Genomic DNA, 18,383 nt, shown 5'->3' with positions numbered 1-18,383 from the left:
TATCCAAATATACTATAAATTATTTAGCGTGTATTCAACTATCTGTTTACTATAAGTGGACTTAGTTGATTGGAGCGCAGAGCGGCGACTCCAGTGGGAACAGCGCGAGCTGAAGACCCTGGACTGAGCGTGCGAAGGAAGCGGCTGAAGCCGTGCCCACGGAAAGCGTCAGCCCGGAGCGGAAATCAATGGCATATCTACGTCTCTGTTTTGAAAGGACCGGGATTGGGTAAAGGAAAACTTCGTTTCTATTTCGATGAAGCATCTGATTAATACTCAACCAGAAAAAATAATGTAAAACCCGATTTCTAGTTAATAGAAGTCGGGTTTTTTCGGATTTAAGCTTGCTGTAAGGTTGGCATAAATTTGCTGTAAGGATGAGCATTTATAGTATACATATCGACAAAATTGAAGAGGTGAAAAAATGGAATCGTTATTAAAAGTAGAAAATGTGAAAAAAATATATGGTAAATCCAATGCAGCATACACCGCATTAGAAAATATATCATTCGATATTCAAGAGGGAGAGTTTGTAGGGATTATGGGTCCTTCTGGAGCGGGGAAGTCAACTCTGCTGAATATGTTGGCAACAATTGATTCTCCGACTGAAGGAAAGATATATATGAACAATACGAGTATCCACGATATGAAAGAAGATGCGTTAGCTGATTTCAGACGTGATAATCTCGGTTTTATATTCCAGGATTACAATTTGTTAGACTCTCTTACTGTGAAGGAAAATATATTATTGCCTCTGGCAATTGCCAAAGTTCCAGCAAAAAAAATTAATAGCTTAGTGACTAGTATTGCTAAAGTTTTTGGTATTGAAGACTTACTAGATAAATATCCATACCAAATTTCTGGAGGTCAAAAACAAAGAACTGCAGCTGCAAGAGCACTTGTGACGGAGCCTGTAATGATTTTAGCAGACGAGCCAACAGGTGCACTGGATTCAAAATCAGCGACAGATCTATTAGAAAGCTTAAGTAAACTAAATGAAAATAATAATTCTACTATCATGATGGTGACACATGATGCATATGCAGCAAGCTTCTGTCGTCGTATTATTTTCATCAAGGATGGTACGCTTTCAACAGAAATTTACCGTCGAGATAAAACACGGAAAGCATTCTTCCAAGAAATTTTGGATGTCCTTGCAACAATTGGGGGTGGGGTAGATGACGTTATTTAGTCTAGCGAGAAAAAACATTGCACGAAACTTTTCCCAATATTTTTTATATATCGCATCTATGGTTTTCAGTATTGTTATCTACTTTACATTTGTGACATTAAAATATAGCGATACGATTGCAGAAAAAACAGCTTCCTCGCAAAAATTGGATTCACTGATGAGCGGTGCAGCAGTCATTCTCCTACTCTTCGTTGCCGTATTTATAGCCTATTCGAACTCGTTCTTTATGAAGAAACGAAAAAAAGAAGTGGCATTGTATGCATTGCTAGGCGTTCGTAATCGTCAGATTGGCTTTATGCTCTTTTTTGAAAATTTATTATTAGGCTTGGTTTCATTAGTAGTTGGTGTTGTACTTGGGTTTCTTTGTTCAAAAGGATTTATGACGATTTTGATCCATTTAATGGGTTACGATGTCATCGCACCATTTACATTTTCGGAACAGGCAGCTTTGAATACCACTGTTGTGTTTCTAGCAGTTTTCTTTGTAACATCATTCCAAGGCTATCGTTTAATCTATCAGTTTAAACTCATCGATTTATTCCATGCATCGAAAAAAGGAGAAGTGGCTCGGAAGCCTTCTATGACTATAGCTATTCTTGGAGTTTTATTAATTTCGATTGGTTATTGGTTGGCACTACAAGATATGTTTACTTCAAAAGTCTGGGAAGCAGTTGGCTTTTTAATGATAGCATTAATCATTTTAATGACAGTTATTGTCGGTACTTTTCTATTGTTCCATAGCGTGACTGGTTTTGTATTAACGATGATAAAGAAAAATGAAAAATGGTTGTGGAAAGGACTTCATTTAATGACGATTTCCCAACTGTTATATCGTATCCGAGGAAATGCTCGTACACTGACGATTATTGCGGTGCTCAGTGCTACAACTGTAACAGCTGGTGGAGCAGTATATGGTCTATACTACAACATAAACGATCAGGTTATAACCTCTGATCCAAATACTTTTATGTATGAGCAAACAGATGAAAAACTCGATCAACAAGTCAGCAATGTGTTGCTAGATGTAAACTACGATGAAAATATCGAAGCGTTGTCTGTAGCCTTTCATACTGAACAATTAGACTCAGCATTCAATAACGCAGATAAGAGGATCTATACGATTATCAATGAAAAAACATATAACAAATTAGCAGCGATTCAAAAAAGGGAAAAACTACATGTTAATAACGAAAATGCCGTTATTTTAGACATTGGATACGACGAAAGGTTCTCACCTAAATACGAAGGAAAAACTGTCTCAACTGAGAACAACACTATTCTCACATTCCAAAGCTTTAAACACAATCAGTATTAAACTCTGGTACGGCAGGGATTACAGTGGTAGTTTCAAATGATCAATTTAAAGCGTTACAAAAAGAAGGAGAAGCACTAAAATACCGAGTCATCGGTATTGATCAAGCTTCTATAGATTTATCTAAAAAGATTGCAAAATATTTACCTGAAGAAGCACAATTTTCAAGTGCCCCTCAGGACTTCCAAACAGGTATTGAAAGTGTAGGTTCCTTGCTCTTTATCGGGAGTTTCCTTGGTCTAGTATTTTTAGCGGCAACAGGAAGTATCATTTACTTTAAAGTTTTAACAGAAGCTGGGGAAGATAAGTCCCAATACAATATGCTTCATAAAATGGGAGTAAGTCCAAAGGAAATGCGTAAATCCATTGCATCTCAAGTATTTGTCATCTTCTTTGTGCCACTAGCAGTAGGATTATTGCACAGTGCAATTGCTTTAAAAGCTTTCTCTAGTCTACTAATGATGGATTTAGTAAAACCGGTAGTAATCTGGATGATTGCTTATACAGTTATCTATGGACTGTATTATATCTTAACAGTAGCTTCTTACAATCGAATTATCACACAAAATAATAGAACAGAAGGATGATAGAGATGAAAAGATTTCTAATAGTAGTGGGTATTTTGTTTGCACTAGGAATAGTAGGGGTTTTTGCTATTACAAAAATAGATTTTAACCGTATAAATGCAAGCAATTATTATTTGCAAATTACAGAAGATGGCATACCACATGAGAACAAACTGGATGATGGTTCTGTTATGACTTCCTATTCTTATAAACTAGACGCTACAAATGAGGATGGTAAAACAATTTCGCTTGAATTCACGGCACATAAAAGTCTTCGCAAAGATGCCTACCTAAAAATGTACGTAAAAAAGGATGATCAAGTATCGTCATATGATGAAGTGAAACTGGAAGAAATACCGAAAAAAGCACAAAAACAATTAGAATAGAAAAAAGGGCTGTCTCCGATAACAAAGTGGAGAACAGTCCTTTTTTCTATAAAAGTATTGTTATAGTTGTTCCTTTGTTTTCTGAGCTTTTCAAGTCTACTGTTCCGTTATGGGCTAAGATGATATCTCGTGCAATCGCCATTCCTAATCCAGTTCCATGTGTACTAGTAGTATTTGTACCTCGATAGTAGCGTTCGAAAACTTGATCCATATCTTTAGAAGAGATTCCTCTACCATTATCAGCGATGGTAATTTGTGTATGGAATGCTGAGGCTGTGGATATGTTATTAGATTTTTGCTCTTGTCCACAATGTGGATAAACTTTATCAATTTGGATTCTTACAAAGACTTTTTCATTGTTATGCACAAGTGCATTGTTGATAAAGTTAACTATTGCTCGTTTCAGTAGTTTTTTATCCACTTTATGCACTGCTTTGTCCACATTAGCAACAAATTCTACATTTCGATTTCCGAACTGGGGATCATTTAACAGATTGATTGTCATTTCACGTATCAATCCAATAATATCCACGTCTTCCAGTAACAATGGTAGTTTTTTATTGCGCAAGCGCATCGTTAAATTTAAATCATCTATTAGATCACTCATGTATTTGGACTGTCTATTTATAATAGATGTATATTCATGCAATTCTTCTTCTGTTAAATCCTTGGCACTATCTTGCATCAATTCTGCATATCCATGAATAGAGGCGAGTGGTGTCTTCATATCGTGCGAAACATTGCTGATCCATTCTTCACGCATTTGGTCAAGTTGATTACGTTCTTTCTCATATTGATCAAGCTTTAACGAGAGTTCATTCATATTGCGAAAAACATCTTCATACACACCATGTGGTATAGGCATTTTTTTAAAGCGTCTTTCACGTAGCTGGTGGATTCCATCTATTAAAATGTGAAGGGGACCTGTTAATCTTTTTCCGAATATAAATCCAACTATTAATGCAATGAAAATATCGACTGTTAGAATTAGTAAGAGTACGATATTAATGTTTTTAAGAACTTGTCCGTAATCATACGTAAATACATATCGGTCAATTTTTTGATTTTTAATTCCTATTAAATAAGTAAAGTGATGGGCCTCTCCTATAAAAACTGTAGTCTTTCCATCTACTTCTTGATATTTATACGTTTGAACAACTTCAATTGGAGAATACTCTTTTTGTAAATTCTCAGGAGTATAAAAAGCTGCTACTTGGTCACCATTATTATTCAAAAATTGTATCCAAGCATTCAGTTCTCTTAGTTTTTCTAAACCTTTTTCATTGACCGTTGGTTTGTCGTGTTGCAGTGCTATATATTGTGAAAAATTTCTGCTAAAGTTTTCAGCAGACCCTTCGTCTGTTTCAAAATTATTCATTGATTTATAGATGAGTAAGGATAAAAGTATAATTGTATTAACAACCCCTACAATCATAACAATTGTAACAACGGATCCCAAAAAGCGCCGTGTCAATTTCCACTTCATTTTCCTTCACCTCTTGGTATGTAATTTATAGCCAAGCCCTTTAACGGTTAATATAAAGGAAGGATTGGAAGGCTCTACTTCAATTTTTTCGCGTAATCGACGAATATGTACCATTACCGTATTATCAGAACCAAAAAAGTTATCGTCCCACACATGTTCAAATAAGGTTTCCTTACTTAGAATCTGATTCGGATGATGCATAAAACAGCTCATAAGTCCGATTTCTTTTGCAGTAAGCTCAATTGTTTTTCCATCTTTCTGCAATTCTGTTTCACTTGCACTGAGCTCAAAAGGCCCAACTTGTAAACTTTTCGGAGTCACATTTTCCTCTGAAAAACCAGCCCGCCTTAGCTGAGCCTTCACCCGATATGCCACTTCTTTGGGACTAAATGGCTTGGTAATATAATCATCACCACCAATCGCCAGCCCTAAAAGCTTATCAATTTCCTCATCCCTCGCAGACATAAATAAAATCGGTACATTGGAAACTTCACGAATTTGCTTGCATAAGTCGTAGCCTTCGCCATCTGGTAACATAATATCTAACAATACAAGTGCTGGATTAAACTTCTGAAACTTTTCCCATCCATCTGCAACCGATCCTGCTGTTACAACATTCGTAATGCTTTCTTTGTATAAAACTTTCTCAAGGAGACGTGCCAAGTCTTCCTCATCGTCAATGATTAAAATCCACTGCTTACTATCCACGTTTTCACCTCCGAAACAATAATCTTTATCTACAGTATAACAATGTTCCTTATATTCAAAACCGTTTTGAATAGCTTGGCCACTCACGACTTTGAATTTGTTTTATCATCCACTTACTTATTTTGTTAAGATAAACTGATTGGTAATGGCCGATTTGGTTGCCAATTCATTTCAATTCCCCCCCTTAAAATTTGGATAGATATTTGACCATCGAATTGGACCTTTTCATTATTTATATCATAGGTATGATAGAGAAGAAAGGAGTTGAAATGATGGAACCGATCATTCATGGTGTCCTGTTGGCATTTGGGCTTATACTTCCTCTAGGTGTACAAAATGTATTTGTCTTTACGCAAGGTGTCACTCAGCCAAGTTTGTTTAGAGCGCTTCCTGCGGTGGTAACCGCAGCAATTTGTGACACAGTGCTAATCGTACTCGCCATTTTAGGATTATCAATAATCGTTTTACAATTTGAGTGGTTAAGGATTATTTTGTTAGTTGCAGGAATACTATTTCTTTTATATATGGGAAAAGTGATTTGGTCTTCGAAATCAATGAACACATTAGGAAAAGAAGCATTACCTCTGAAGAAGCAAATTGTATTTGCACTTTCCGTGTCCATCCTAAATCCACATGCATTATTAGATACAATCGGTGTAATTGGGACAAGTGCTGTAAAGTATAGTGGACAACAACTACTTTTCTTCACAATTGCTTGTGTCTTTATATCTTGGATTTGGTTTTTGGGCTTGGCAGTTTTGGGTGCAACATTGAAAAAAATAAACATACGCAGCCAACTATTCGTTTTATTTAATAAATGTTCTGCAATTTTTATATGGGGAACAGCTATTTATTTACTGATAAGCCTGTTACCGGCGTAACTTTCCGATTATTGATTATGATATGAAAGAGTTCTAGAGTTAAAAGAAATATATGACAAGCGTTTATCGGAATATAAACTGGTGCAAATGAATTCTTTCTATGAAAATATAAATACAAAACACAAAAAAGTTTTCGAGTATAATATTCGAAAGCCTTTTCCTATATTATTGATTTTAACTTATGTCTAATCCTGATTCTCTACTATTAAAGCCTCTAAAATATTTGTTTACAAGACTAAGAGTTGGGAGTATTATTACTTTCAGTTTCATATTTCAAAATCGCTTAATCCATCTGGAACGGGGGAACCATTATTCGTGGCTACTTAAGCCGCGTGGGGTGAATCCTACGATTGTAGGGGGGGCTACTCTTTGCCCTAATCCGACAGCTAACTCCGTAAGCGTTGTGAGAGAGGAATTGGAGCTAGTGAGAATGATTCTATGCCCACTAGGCTATTACCTATGCCTTGTGGGTTTTTTGTTGTTTCATTGAAATGACTAGCTAATTTTGATTTTCAGCTTTTTAAAGAAATAGTTTTTTTCAAATTTAGTGCTAGGAGGTGTTCATATGCGAATAAGCAATAAGAAAAGAAGAACCGTTTCTCCACCTATTGTTATTGCTGGCAGTTTTTTATCTCTAATATTTGTGGGAACCATTTTGTTGAAATTACCTGTAGCGACCACAACCCACATATCTTGGATTGATGCATTATTTGTGGTTACCTCAGCAACCACGGTGACAGGACTTAGTGTATTTGACCCTGGTACAACATTGACTGTATTTGGGGAAGTTGTATTAATGATTCTTATTCAATGTGGTGGCATTGGTTTAATGACATTTGCTGTGGCTATTCTTATACTCTTAAAGAAGAAGATAGGTATTCAAAGCCGTATTTATATACAAGAGTCATTCAATCAAAACTCAGTAGGCGGTATTATAAAGCTAGTAAAGCTAATCTTATCATTTGTTTTATCGGTTCAACTTTTTGCAGCAACAGTTTTGACCATACACTGGATACCGACTTTTGGTTTTAACGATGCACTATATTTAAGTGTCTTTCATGTAATTTCTGCATTTAATAATGCTGGTTTTGCTTTATTCCCTGATAACCTGATTGGTTTTGCAAATGACCCTATTGTGAATATCGTATTATCGTTACTATTTATAATAGGTGGAATCGGATTTACCGTAGTAGTTGATATTCAACAAACAAAGTCATTTAGGCAATGGTCCCTTCACACGAAAATGATGGTTGTCGGAACTATACTTATCAATGTTATAGCTATCGCTTTCGTTTTCGTGTTGGAATATAATAATCAAGCAACAATTGGGGCTATGCCATTACAAGATAAATTAATGGTGTCCTACTTTCAAGGAGTGACCCCTCGTACTGCTGGATTCAATACATTAAATTATGGTGATATGGAGGATCCCACTATCCTTTTAACGATGGTTCTAATGTTTATAGGTGCGGGTAGTGCATCGACAGCATCTGGGATTAAGCTAACTACATTTATTGTAATAGTTTTAGCTACAGTATCTTTTTTGCGCAAACGTAGTGAACCAGAGTTATTTGGAAGATCTATCCGTCTGGAGACAGTAATAAGGTCTCTAGCAATATCAACGATTGGTTTATTCATAGTCTTTTTCTTTATATTTCTTTTAACTATTACGGAAAAGATACCTTTTTTACCTTTGGCATTTGAAGTTGTATCAGCTTTTGGGACTGTTGGATTATCAATGGGTATAACTGCACAAATTAGTGACATAGGTGAAGTGCTATTGTGTATGGTAATGTTTATCGGACGAATTGGTCCTTTAACTTTGTTTTTCATACTTATGAAGCCGAAGAATGTTCATTATCGTTACCCGTATGATCAAGTATTTACAGGATAGTATCGAATAAATATCTGAAAAGAACCTTCAGCTTAGAGGGCTCTTTTCAGGGGATTATTATTTAATCTCTTCTTTACTTTTCAAGAAAGCATAGCCAGTTATAGAAGTAATGCAGATGATTGCTCCAATGACAAAGTACATAGTACGAATAGCTAAAAACTGAACACTGATTGTGGCAAATAGAATTCCAAGTGGAAGCATAAGACGCATAATTAATAGACGTACCGATGTAACTTTACCCATGAATTGATTTGGAATTCGTTGCTGAATTAGTGTAATGTTATAAATATTAAAAATAGCAATAACGATGCCTGCAATGGCCTCTGTCACAAGGGCTAGGAGATACCATGGAGTAAAAGCTAGCGATAAATAAGTACAGCCACCGATAAAAAGGGTGCTAAATAAAACTCCGAGTCCATTTAACGGCTTCAGTCTAGAGCTTAGTAAAGCCCCAATTGTATAACCAATTGGAAAGCCTGCCATAAAGAATCCATAAGATACAATAGGTTGGTCTAACACCGTTGTAATATAAGGCAGTGTTGTCACAATCGTTACCCCGACACCAAATTGAACAAAGCCGAAGAAAACACCCAACCAAACAATTAATGGCTGCTCAAAATAGGAATTCAATCCTTCCTTAAACTCCTCAATCCAAGGTTTTCGTAACTCATGCTTTAAATTCTTTTCATGTAGCTGTGCCAAGTTATATGTACTTAATAAAAATGCTATTGATATAATCACTAACATCCAGGTTACTGTTATAAAGTCTACTAAGACACCTGCACTGATTGGTCCCATTACTGCCATCACTTGACGAACGCTTTCAAGAGATGCATTTGCTTTTCCTAGAAATTCTTTCTCGACAATCGTCGGTAGAATGGATTGGTTGGCAGGGGTGAATATAGGCATTACTAGCCCAACAATAACTTGAACCAAATAAATGAGTGAAACAGAGAACCAATCGGAGAACAAAGTAATCGCTAACAGAAAAGCAAGGATAGCTCGGATTAATTGGCACCAAATCATCGTATACTTACGACTCCATCGATCAATATATGGTCCGATAAACAGCTGCATAAAAAAAGATGGTATGTAATAGATTAACCACACTAGTCCGAGTGCAGTTGCAGAGCCAGTATGTTCATAGATCAGTATAGAATTGCAAAAGGTAAAAAACGCACCACCAAGTTCAGAGGTGGCACTACTGAACCAAATAGAACGAAAGCTTTTGTTTAACTTCACATAATCACATCCTTATCTCTTGCTATCTTCTACAACGACTGTCTTTTTTCCTTTCCACGTTGGGTTATAAATGATATATAATGGCGGTATTGGCACAGTGAAATGGATGTGGAAAAATGCAAAAGAATATTCTGCTCGTAGAAGATGACAAAGAAATTAGTGAACTAGTAGCTAGTCATTTAAAACAGGAAAATTTTAGAGTACTGACTGCATTTAATGGGGAGGAAGCTTTAGTTATATTTAGAAACAAAGAGCCTGATTTAATTTTGCTAGATTTGATGCTACCAAGATTAAGTGGGATGGAGGTATTAAAGGAAGTAAGAGCAACAAGTATGATTCCTATATTAATCATTTCGGCAAAAGGTAACGAAATGGACAAAGCATTAGGCCTTGGATTTGGAGCAGATGATTATATTAGCAAGCCTTTTTCTATGATTGAACTAACTGCTAGGGTGCAAGCTGCTATTCGTAGGGCTACACAATACACTTCAGGAAATAATCAGACCACTTCACAAACATTAAACTACCTAGAGCTTACGCTGGACTTAAATACTTTTTCTGCAGAGGTTAAAGGGCGGCATATTCAACTAACATCCAAAGAGTTCCATATATTGAAGCTATTTATGAGTAATCCAAGTAGAGTGTTCACGAAGGAGCAGATTTACCATTTAATTTGGGAGGATGATTATTATGGTAATGAAAACGTCATTAATGTTCATATTAGGCGACTTCGAGAAAAGGTTGAAGAAAATCCTTCTACTCCGAAATATATCCAAACGATATGGGGTATTGGATACAAACTGGGAGAGAAATAGATGATTCCTATTTTAATTTTTATTATTATTTTTCTTCTAATACTAAATGGTCTTCAATACTTTTTAAGAGTTAAGATGAAAAAAAACCTTAAGGAAATACACACAAGGTTATCAGATATTATCATAAATGAGTCAGCAGAAAAGGTGTTATTACAAACTGACCAAGAGGCTGTTCAGCTTGTACTTAACCAGATTAATCGTTTCTTAAGTTATAACCAAAAAGTAAAAGCCGATTATGTAAAAGCAAAAGACAGCTCCAGTAAAATGCTATCAAATATGTCTCATGATCTGAAGACACCGCTCACGGTAATTTTGGGCTACGTAGAAAAATTAAACTTGAATGATAATATGACTGAAGATGAACGAAAAGAGGTAAGCGACCGACTCTACCAAAAAACAAAAGATGTCATTAATTTGCTGAACCAATTTTTCGACCTTGTAAAAATAGATGCAGATGATTATGCAATTCCATTAAAGCAGGTGGCAATCAATGAAGTCTGTCGGAAAACAGTGTTGGAGTTTTACGAATTATTAAAATCCAAAGGTATTCAAGTAGAGATAGTTATTCCTGAACAACCACTTTATATTCTTGGAAACGAAGAGGCTCTGAGTCGAATATTTAACAATCTCATTTCGAACTCAATTCGATATGGAAGTGATGGCGGTATGTTCGGCGTGACGGTTCGTGAGGAAGAAGAGTTTGTTGCCGTTGACATTTGGGATAATGGTAAAGGAATTGAAACGATACATCAAGATCGTATATTTGAAAGGTTATATACATTAGATGATGCTAGAAACCCTGAATTTCAAGGGAGTGGTTTAGGCTTAAGTATTACAAAACGGTTAACCGAGTCGATGAAAGGATCGATTCATTTAAGCAGTAAGCCATACGAAAAAACAGTATTTAGCTGCATTTTCAAACGATTAATATATTAAAGCTTGGAAGGGATGTCCTACTGGAACGACCTTCTTTTTTTGCATACTTATAGAACTATATAAATTCTTAAGAAATTTGTAAGGAATAATACAGAAAAAAGATACCTTTGCCGATTATGATAAATATATAAGAACGGGAGGGATTAAGGTGGATTACGTAATTCAGACTAGTGGATTAACGAAAAAGCTAAAAGGAAAAACAATAATTTCTGATATAAATTTGCATGTAAAAAAGGGGGAAATTTATGGGTTTTTAGGGCGAAATGGAACAGGTAAAACAACGATTATGAAAATGTTGACTGGAATAACAACTCCTACTAGTGGGGAAGTATTATTGTTTAATCAAAAGTTGACAGAAGAAACGAAAACAGTTTTAAAGCGTGTGGGGAGCGTTATAGAATATCCAATCTTCTATGAGCATTTAACAGCGATAGAAAATATGAAATTGCATGGAGAATACTTAGGGTTTTATGATGAGAAAGAGATTAATGACGCTTTAGATATGGTACAGCTGAAAGATACCGAAGACAAAACCGTCAAGGACTTTTCACTGGGGATGAAGCAACGATTAGGAATTGCGAGAGCTATCGTCATGAAACCAGAACTAATTATTCTCGATGAGCCGACAAATGGTCTAGATCCAATCGGTATTAAGGATATACGAAACTTAATCTTAATGTTAAATAGAGAGTATGGAATAACTTTTTTACTTTCCAGTCATATTCTTGGAGAAATGGAACAGGTTGTCGATAGGGTAGGAGTCATTAATAATGGTAAATTGTTGAACGAAGTTACTTTAGCAGATATTCGTAAGAAACGAACGGAGTATATAGAACTGATGACCCCGAATATGGAAAAAGCACTCTATTTACTCGAAAGTAATTTCCAAATTTCCAATTTCAAAATGGTTACTAATAATCGAATTCGTATATATGACTTAACCCATTCACAAAAGACTATTTCCAAAATGTTAATACTTCATGATGTGGAAATTGAAGAAATAAAAAAACACACGAGTTCTTTGGAAGACTACTTTTACGAGCAGGTAAATGGGGGTGGCAAACTTGATTAAACTTATTCTCTTAGAAGGAAAAAAGTTGAAGCGACATATAATAATTGGAGAAGTGATAATCTACTGGATTGCCCTCATGTTTTTACCGTTACTCTTTATAAAACAAGTTAGTGCAGATTTTGGTAATAGCTTTACAACAGTAATGGAGCTTAATAAGGCAATTCAAACAGGGCTAATTCTCTTCGGGGCTTCTCTTATAAATCAGGTGTTTATTGATGAATATAAAAATAAAACCATCTCTCTTGCATACAGTTATCCTATCAATAGAAAACAACTCTTTACAGCAAAAATTCTCTTTATAGCTCTTCTTGTTTTCCTCGTTACAATTATTTCCTATACACTGACAGCGGTTTCTACTTATTTAATTGACCAAGTACACCCTTTTATTATGGGAGAATTTAATCCAGATGATATACTTCTCTATTTCAAGGACATGATAATTCGATCTTTTCAGATTACAGTTATTAGTTTTATACCTCTCTATTTCCTAGGTATATGGAAAAGACTCACTATTCCAACTGTACTTTGTGCAATATTAATCATGCAATTACTTAACTTCGCTCCGATGCTTAATCTGAATCTCGACCTTTTAATAGTATTACTTTTCTTATTAGGAGGACTTAGCATAATTCTCTCGATTTTCAAGGTGAAGAAGGTAGGGGAAATTTAAGTGCGTCGAAGTATGGGAAAAGAATAATACAATATGGAAAAGTGGCTTTCTACTTTGAAAATAGTAGGAAGTCTCTTTTCATATAGCAGCAGGTCTATCCAAAGCTTACTGAAATCGATTGAAACCGGTTTCGTTTAAAGAACCGGGTATTATTTTACTTACCTGGTTTTTCTTATTTTTAATTTGGGAAATCGTTAAGTTGCAAAATTGTAATGTAAACGTCATCTAAAGAGAAGGCTAAAGATAAGGTTACCTCCTATAATAAAGTCAATAGCAAGGAAGAGTAAAAATGAAAAGGAGCTAATCAAAAATGAAAAAATTACTAATTATATTTCTAACTACTCTTATAGCTGCGTCAATATTAACGGGGTGTAATATGTTTGCAAAAGCAAATGGAGTAATTCTCTATGGGGAAGAACAACAAATCATCGATTCTTTGGAGCGAGAGAAGGATGATTTAGCAAAGGAAGATCAGTACAAGATTAAGGTTATGGAAAATGATGGGCAACAAATCATCGTCCTAACAGATGAAACAGTACAAGCCCTTGTAAAGAAAAAGTTAATAAAAGAAATAACAAATCAAGAGAAAGGGAAAACAAAAGCAATTTCATCTCTTCCGAAAGTAACTGAAGGCGAAGGAATACTTTTTGCAAAGAAAGAGCCAGCAGCACTTAACTTAGAAGGCAAGGATTTAAATGTAGAATATGAGGGGAATTTGATTATTGGAGAGGGAAGAGCCTATGGCGACATGTTTCTAATCGTAAATGATGCTGATTTCGATTCGATAAAAGGAACAGAAAAAATGATGGCTTTACTTGAGTATGATAAAGATCCAAGTGCAGACGGATTAGATTATGATGTAGAAAAGACACAACTTGTCAGAATTCAAGAATAAGTTAAGTAGGGACTGTCCATATACATGGGCAGTCCTTTTTTAAAAAGATAAGAAATTGTATAAAAATGTTCTGTGAACACTGGATTCGTAGGGCTTTAAAGAACGAATATTCTTGTGATTTACGCTTATGTGGACGCTTTCCGTGGGCGAGCCGAGCCCGAGCCTTCTCGTATGCTACGCTACCTGTGGGATCTTGACTTTTTCGCTTCTCCAGCTTGAGTCGCAGAAAGTAAAATTTCGTTGTACTAGCGTCCAGTTCAATATTACTGATTTCAAGTACACGATAAAATAGTAAGTACTATTGACTTCAATTATATCCGTTTACTTCAAGCGTACATGGTTGATTGGAGCGTATGTAGGAGACTCCAGTGAGAACAGCGCGAGCAAAAGACCCAGGATGGATCGAAGCGAAGGAAGCGTCCGCCCTTCGCTACAATCAACAGTATATCTATGTTTCTGTTGAGAGAGGACTGAGAATCTTTTCTTATTGGATATTTGCGATAAAAAAGGAAATACCTACCTAAATGTAGTATATATACTAATAACCATGAAGGGGGAGTTACAGATGTATCATTATTTTGAAGGGCTCGTTATTAGGGAAGGAACCATGGGTATTCCTGCTGAAAGCGTAGAAGAACTTTTTAAAGATGCCGGATGGATTAATCATACGCCAGATTGGCAGAAAGAAAAATTTACGCTTATATTTGAAAACTCCACATGGGCATATACTGTTTGGGATGATGAAAAAATGATTGGGATGGTAAGAGTCATTTCCGATCAGATAATGGCAGCAAACATTATGGACTTAGTAGTGCATTCGGATTATCAAGGGAAAGGTATTGGCCGAAAGCTTGTGGAATTATGTGTTCAAAAGTTGCCTCATGGAGATTGGTTTGCCCATACATCAGCAAATAATTTTAGTTTTTATGAGAAATGTGGCTTTGAGGTAAAGGATTTAAGCCAACAAGGAACCTGTAGTTATTATGGGTATATACAGGCTAGAAAAGATGGACATAGATAATATAAGGAGTATAGACGAAGGAGTTTTTCTATATGAAGTATATAAATTCAAGTGTTACTGGATTCAAAGGTATGAAGATACCATATACGATGCATGGGAGAACGGACTGCGCAAAGGATTTAGTAATCTTTTTTCCAGGTTCAAATTATACGGTAAATAGCCCTATATTTCACTTTTTAGGTGAAATGATATTTAAACAGTCTGTACATATTTTAGAAGTCAATTTTCCATACAAGGATGAATTTTATGATGATTTAAGTCAGGAAGATTTATACAAAGCGGTCATAACGGATGCAAAAACGGTGATAGATAAGGTTCTTGAATCTCACTCCTATGAAAACTATATATTTATCGGCAAATCAATTGGAACAATAGCAATGAGCTCTGAGTTAAATCGAAAAATTTTTAAACGTGCGAAGGGAGTATGGTTAACGCCACTAATAAATAGAACCGAAATATTAAATGTGATAAGTGAAACCTCAAATAAAGGATTATGCATACTTGGAGATAAAGATAAAATTTATTCTGAGAAAAGATGGGGCATAATAGAGAAGAATCAGCATATTACAGCGAGACTAATACCAAATGCAAATCACAGACTAGAAGATGATAAAGATTTTTATAAATCCTTTGATATATTAAAAAGTATCATAACTGATATAGAAGACTTTTTATTAAGGGAAGTGATAAGTAATGAGTGAACGGTGGGAAACTAAAAAGAAAATTAGGAAGAACCGTAGAAAATATAGTGATCGATACACATTTGGTGACTTTATGTTTGAGGTTTTCTTTTGGATACCAGAATTGCTTTTCCTTCCTTTCCGTATGATTTTCTGGTTAGTTAGAGGAGTAGGAAGATTGATATGGAATCTGTTTGATGGTATATAATAGGGTTTAAAGTAAGGAGTGATGTATATGTGGAATTATATGGCCTTTGAAGAGTTAAGTCCTTTGGAGTTACAACGTATTTATAAAGAGAGAGTGGCTGTTTTTGTAGTGGAGCAGAATTGCCCATATCCAGAAGTAGACGATTTGGACCTAATAAGCGCACATATTTTTAAAGAGGAAAATAATGAATTATGTGCATACATGCGTGTGTTTCCAGAAGAGGATAATATCCATATTGGGAGAGTACTAGTGGCCGGGAATTATCGTAAATCTGGATTAGGGAGAGAGCTTGTAGCGAGGGGACTGGAATATATAGAAACAATTTATCCAGGAATGCCTATCTATGCACAGGCTCAAGCGCATTTGGAAGAATTTTATCGATCCTTTGGTTTTGAAACAGTGTCGGAAGTATATTTAGAAGATAATATTCCGCATATTGATATGATAATCCCGGCTAGAGAAATAGAATAGCAATTCTACATAAGTAAAACGGCTCCTTTCTAATTAGGGGCCGTTTTTATAAGGAAAATCTCAAATCGCAATTTGCAGTTCGAGAATCGCAACTCCACAACCCTAAATCGCAACATCGCACCCTCAAATAGCAAGTTCCGAGTCGAGAATCGCAAGCTAACCTGCTTATAGTTGTCCTTTTTTCGTTTTATGAAGAGTATGTGCTGTACCCCATTCGTGCATGGCTACCAAAATGGGTTCTAAGCTTTCTCCATACTCACTAATGGAATATTCTACTTTCGGCGGAACCTGAGCATAGACATTACGCGTAATGATATCTTCTTCCTCTAACTCTCGCAGCTGTTTTGTTAGCATTTTTTGAGTGATGCCAGGTACTCTACGTTTTAAATCACTGAATCTTTTTGTACCTTCTTGTAAAAGGATTAATAAAATAATTGGTTTCCATTTTCCGACTAGAATACCTAAAGCATCGTCCACTTTGCAAAGCTCTGGTTGCATATCCATATCCACAGTATAGTCTCCTCACAGTTAGTATCATTATGTATACTATACCACTTTTTTGTGCGTACTTACGGAAAGAGAATTTCAATACTATACTGCTATATGAGAAGTAATGATTTTATAGAGAATCTATTTAAACAGAAGGGTGAGGTTAATGGAGAAATACCGTATTGATCAAAGAAAAGGTTTAGAATTTGGGTTATATACATTAGGAGATCATATGCCGAATCCTCACACAGGAGAACGTATTACTGCAACGCAGCGCCTACATGAAATTATTGAATTGGCAAAGCTAGCAGAACAGGCTGGAATAGATTTCTTCAGTGTTGGGGAAAGTCATCAGGAATATTTTGCAACACAGGCCCACACAGTTGTTTTAGCTGCAATTGCACAGGCAACTAATACAATAAAAATTGCGAGTTCGTCATCGATTATAAGTACGTCAGATCCAGTGCGGGTCTATGAAGACTTTGCAACAATAGATTTGCTGTCCAAGGGACGAGCAGAAATCGTAGCTGGACGTGCATCTAGAATAGGGCTTTTTGAGTTGTTAGGATACGATGTTCGATACTACGAGGAGCTATACGAAGAAAAGTTCGATTTATTACTAATGATTAACCAAGAAAATGTCGTCAATTGGAATGGACAATTCCGTGCACCACTAAAAGATGCAAGCGTCATACCACGTCCGCAGGGAGGCTCTTTACCTATTTGGCGTGCAGTAGGTGGGCATCCTGCAAGTGCAATTAAGGCAGGAAATGCTGGTGTACCGATGTTCTTAGCTACTTTAGGGGGACCTGTCTCCTCTTTTAAACGCTCCATTGAAGCATATAGAGATGCTGCTAAAAGGAGTGGCTTTGATCCTTCTGAACTTCCAGTTGCTACAGCGGGTTTCTTTTACGCAGCCGAAACGACGCAACAGGCACAAAACGAATACTATCCTTATATCAATGAAGGAATGAAATTATCGAATGGCAGTGGTTATCCAAAAGATGCATTTGCTTTAGGGGCAGACCCGCACAATGTCATGAATATCGGAAGTCCACAGCAAATTATCGAAAAAATTCTATATCAGCATGAAGTATTTGGTCATCAAAGATATATTGGACAAATGGATTTTGGTGGCGTACCTTTCGATAAACTTATGAAGAATATTGAACTCATCGGCAATGAAATTCTACCTGCTATTAAAAAATATACAGCTAAATAGTATTTATTGAATAGTAAAAAAATATATGGTAAAATGAAATTCACTTTAAAGAACGGGAGGTTTTCCTTTTGACAGCATCTATGAGACTTAGAATCCAAACTTTGAACCATTAATTGAATAGGATCAAGGGCTCTGCACTAGTGTGGAGTAAATGGGATTAGTCTGTCTTTTTGGGAAAACTTTATTTACGTTTATCAAAAAAGAGGGGAAATCTGCCCTCTTTTTTGTTGTCTAAAA

At 35.8% G+C, this 18,383-nt stretch carries 21 protein-coding genes and 1 riboswitch; of the genes, 17 read left to right on the top strand and 4 right to left on the bottom strand.

Features of this window, described 5'->3' with window-relative positions:
• The first annotated feature begins 424 nt into the window (after positions 1 to 424).
• The 4 genes from MKY29_RS20535 to MKY29_RS20520 are packed head-to-tail and all read left to right on the top strand — an operon-like array spanning position 425 to position 3,456.
• Positions 425 to 1,192 (top strand): ABC transporter ATP-binding protein, encoded by a 768-nt coding sequence (locus MKY29_RS20535; protein ID WP_093496240.1) that lies wholly within the window; start codon positions 425 to 427, stop codon positions 1,190 to 1,192.
• Positions 1,179 to 2,507, top strand: coding sequence for an FtsX-like permease family protein (locus tag MKY29_RS20530; RefSeq protein ID WP_340880668.1), 1,329 nt, complete (start codon positions 1,179 to 1,181; stop codon positions 2,505 to 2,507). The genes MKY29_RS20535 and MKY29_RS20530 overlap by 14 nt, the downstream gene beginning before the upstream one ends.
• 23 nt (positions 2,508 to 2,530) lie before the next feature.
• Complete coding sequence (locus MKY29_RS20525; RefSeq protein ID WP_340880667.1) at positions 2,531 to 3,091, top strand: ABC transporter permease; 561 nt, start codon at positions 2,531 to 2,533, stop codon at positions 3,089 to 3,091.
• 5 nt (positions 3,092 to 3,096) lie between these two features.
• Positions 3,097 to 3,456, top strand: a complete 360-nt coding sequence (locus tag MKY29_RS20520; protein ID WP_093496242.1) for a YxeA family protein — start codon at positions 3,097 to 3,099, stop codon at positions 3,454 to 3,456.
• Between the two features lie 46 nt (positions 3,457 to 3,502).
• Here MKY29_RS20520 and MKY29_RS20515 read toward each other — a convergent pair whose 3' ends face one another.
• Together MKY29_RS20515 and MKY29_RS20510 are read right to left on the bottom strand one after the other, a co-directional pair.
• Positions 3,503 to 4,942 (bottom strand): sensor histidine kinase, encoded by a 1,440-nt coding sequence (locus MKY29_RS20515; protein ID WP_241598134.1) that lies wholly within the window; start codon positions 4,940 to 4,942, stop codon positions 3,503 to 3,505.
• Between the two features lie 6 nt (positions 4,943 to 4,948).
• Positions 4,949 to 5,650 (bottom strand): response regulator transcription factor, encoded by a 702-nt coding sequence (locus MKY29_RS20510; protein ID WP_093496244.1) that lies wholly within the window; start codon positions 5,648 to 5,650, stop codon positions 4,949 to 4,951.
• 272 nt (positions 5,651 to 5,922) lie between these two features.
• On the opposite strand from MKY29_RS20510, the gene MKY29_RS20505 reads away from it, so the two are divergent.
• Both MKY29_RS20505 and MKY29_RS20500 read left to right on the top strand, forming a co-directional pair.
• On the top strand, positions 5,923 to 6,531 hold the full coding sequence (locus MKY29_RS20505) for a LysE/ArgO family amino acid transporter (protein ID WP_090565809.1): 609 nt from the start codon (positions 5,923 to 5,925) through the stop codon (positions 6,529 to 6,531).
• A gap of 270 nt (positions 6,532 to 6,801) precedes the next feature.
• A riboswitch (cyclic di-AMP (ydaO/yuaA leader) is annotated at positions 6,802 to 6,948 on the top strand.
• A gap of 148 nt (positions 6,949 to 7,096) precedes the next feature.
• The gene (locus MKY29_RS20500) at positions 7,097 to 8,425 is read left to right on the top strand and encodes a TrkH family potassium uptake protein (RefSeq protein ID WP_093496246.1); all 1,329 of its coding nucleotides are present in this window, start codon (positions 7,097 to 7,099) and stop codon (positions 8,423 to 8,425) included.
• Between the two features lie 57 nt (positions 8,426 to 8,482).
• Here the strand turns inward: MKY29_RS20500 and MKY29_RS20495 are convergent, their stop codons facing one another.
• Complete coding sequence (locus tag MKY29_RS20495; protein ID WP_093496247.1) at positions 8,483 to 9,667, bottom strand: MFS transporter; 1,185 nt, start codon at positions 9,665 to 9,667, stop codon at positions 8,483 to 8,485.
• 116 nt (positions 9,668 to 9,783) lie between these two features.
• On the opposite strand from MKY29_RS20495, the gene MKY29_RS20490 reads away from it, so the two are divergent.
• The 10 genes from MKY29_RS20490 to MKY29_RS20445 all read left to right on the top strand — a co-directional run bounded on the left by MKY29_RS20490 (position 9,784) and on the right by MKY29_RS20445 (position 16,435).
• Positions 9,784 to 10,482: a response regulator transcription factor gene (locus MKY29_RS20490; RefSeq protein ID WP_276517590.1), complete on the top strand. Its 699-nt coding sequence runs from the start codon at positions 9,784 to 9,786 to the stop codon at positions 10,480 to 10,482.
• Positions 10,483 to 11,418, top strand: coding sequence for a sensor histidine kinase (locus tag MKY29_RS20485; protein WP_241598130.1), 936 nt, complete (start codon positions 10,483 to 10,485; stop codon positions 11,416 to 11,418).
• Positions 11,419 to 11,566: 148 nt separating this feature from the next.
• Positions 11,567 to 12,490, top strand: coding sequence for an ABC transporter ATP-binding protein (locus MKY29_RS20480; RefSeq protein ID WP_241598129.1), 924 nt, complete (start codon positions 11,567 to 11,569; stop codon positions 12,488 to 12,490).
• A complete protein-coding gene (locus MKY29_RS20475) occupies positions 12,483 to 13,160 on the top strand; it encodes an ABC transporter permease (RefSeq protein WP_093496250.1) in 678 nt (225 codons plus the stop codon). The genes MKY29_RS20480 and MKY29_RS20475 overlap by 8 nt, the downstream gene beginning before the upstream one ends.
• Positions 13,161 to 13,470: 310 nt before the next feature.
• The gene (locus MKY29_RS20470) at positions 13,471 to 14,055 is read left to right on the top strand and encodes a lipoprotein BA_5634 family protein (protein ID WP_241598128.1); all 585 of its coding nucleotides are present in this window, start codon (positions 13,471 to 13,473) and stop codon (positions 14,053 to 14,055) included.
• A gap of 368 nt (positions 14,056 to 14,423) precedes the next feature.
• A complete protein-coding gene (locus MKY29_RS20465) occupies positions 14,424 to 14,579 on the top strand; it encodes a hypothetical protein (protein ID WP_340880666.1) in 156 nt (51 codons plus the stop codon).
• Positions 14,580 to 14,620: 41 nt separating this feature from the next.
• Positions 14,621 to 15,076, top strand: coding sequence for a GNAT family N-acetyltransferase (locus MKY29_RS20460; protein WP_241598126.1), 456 nt, complete (start codon positions 14,621 to 14,623; stop codon positions 15,074 to 15,076).
• A gap of 32 nt (positions 15,077 to 15,108) precedes the next feature.
• Positions 15,109 to 15,777, top strand: coding sequence for an alpha/beta hydrolase (locus tag MKY29_RS20455; RefSeq protein WP_340880665.1), 669 nt, complete (start codon positions 15,109 to 15,111; stop codon positions 15,775 to 15,777).
• A complete protein-coding gene (locus MKY29_RS20450) occupies positions 15,770 to 15,964 on the top strand; it encodes a hypothetical protein (protein WP_093496254.1) in 195 nt (64 codons plus the stop codon). The genes MKY29_RS20455 and MKY29_RS20450 overlap by 8 nt, the downstream gene beginning before the upstream one ends.
• 27 nt (positions 15,965 to 15,991) lie before the next feature.
• Positions 15,992 to 16,435 carry a GNAT family N-acetyltransferase gene (locus MKY29_RS20445; protein WP_093496255.1) on the top strand — a complete coding sequence of 148 codons (444 nt, stop codon included), beginning with the start codon at positions 15,992 to 15,994 and terminating at the stop codon, positions 16,433 to 16,435.
• A gap of 165 nt (positions 16,436 to 16,600) precedes the next feature.
• On the opposite strand, the gene MKY29_RS20440 is transcribed toward MKY29_RS20445, so the two are convergent.
• Positions 16,601 to 16,939 carry a winged helix-turn-helix transcriptional regulator gene (locus tag MKY29_RS20440; RefSeq protein ID WP_090566533.1) on the bottom strand — a complete coding sequence of 113 codons (339 nt, stop codon included), beginning with the start codon at positions 16,937 to 16,939 and terminating at the stop codon, positions 16,601 to 16,603.
• A 151-nt stretch (positions 16,940 to 17,090) separates the two neighbouring features.
• Between MKY29_RS20440 and MKY29_RS20435 the strand changes: the two genes are divergently transcribed.
• Positions 17,091 to 18,146: an LLM class flavin-dependent oxidoreductase gene (locus MKY29_RS20435; RefSeq protein WP_090565824.1), complete on the top strand. Its 1,056-nt coding sequence runs from the start codon at positions 17,091 to 17,093 to the stop codon at positions 18,144 to 18,146.
• Positions 18,147 to 18,383: the final 237 nt, after the last annotated feature.

Source organism: Psychrobacillus sp. FSL K6-2365, assembly GCF_038003165.1.
Lineage (GTDB): Bacteria > Bacillota > Bacilli > Bacillales_A > Planococcaceae > Psychrobacillus > Psychrobacillus psychrodurans.
Note: the sequence above shows the minus strand (reverse complement) of the source record. Positions and strands in the feature narration are given on the sequence as shown.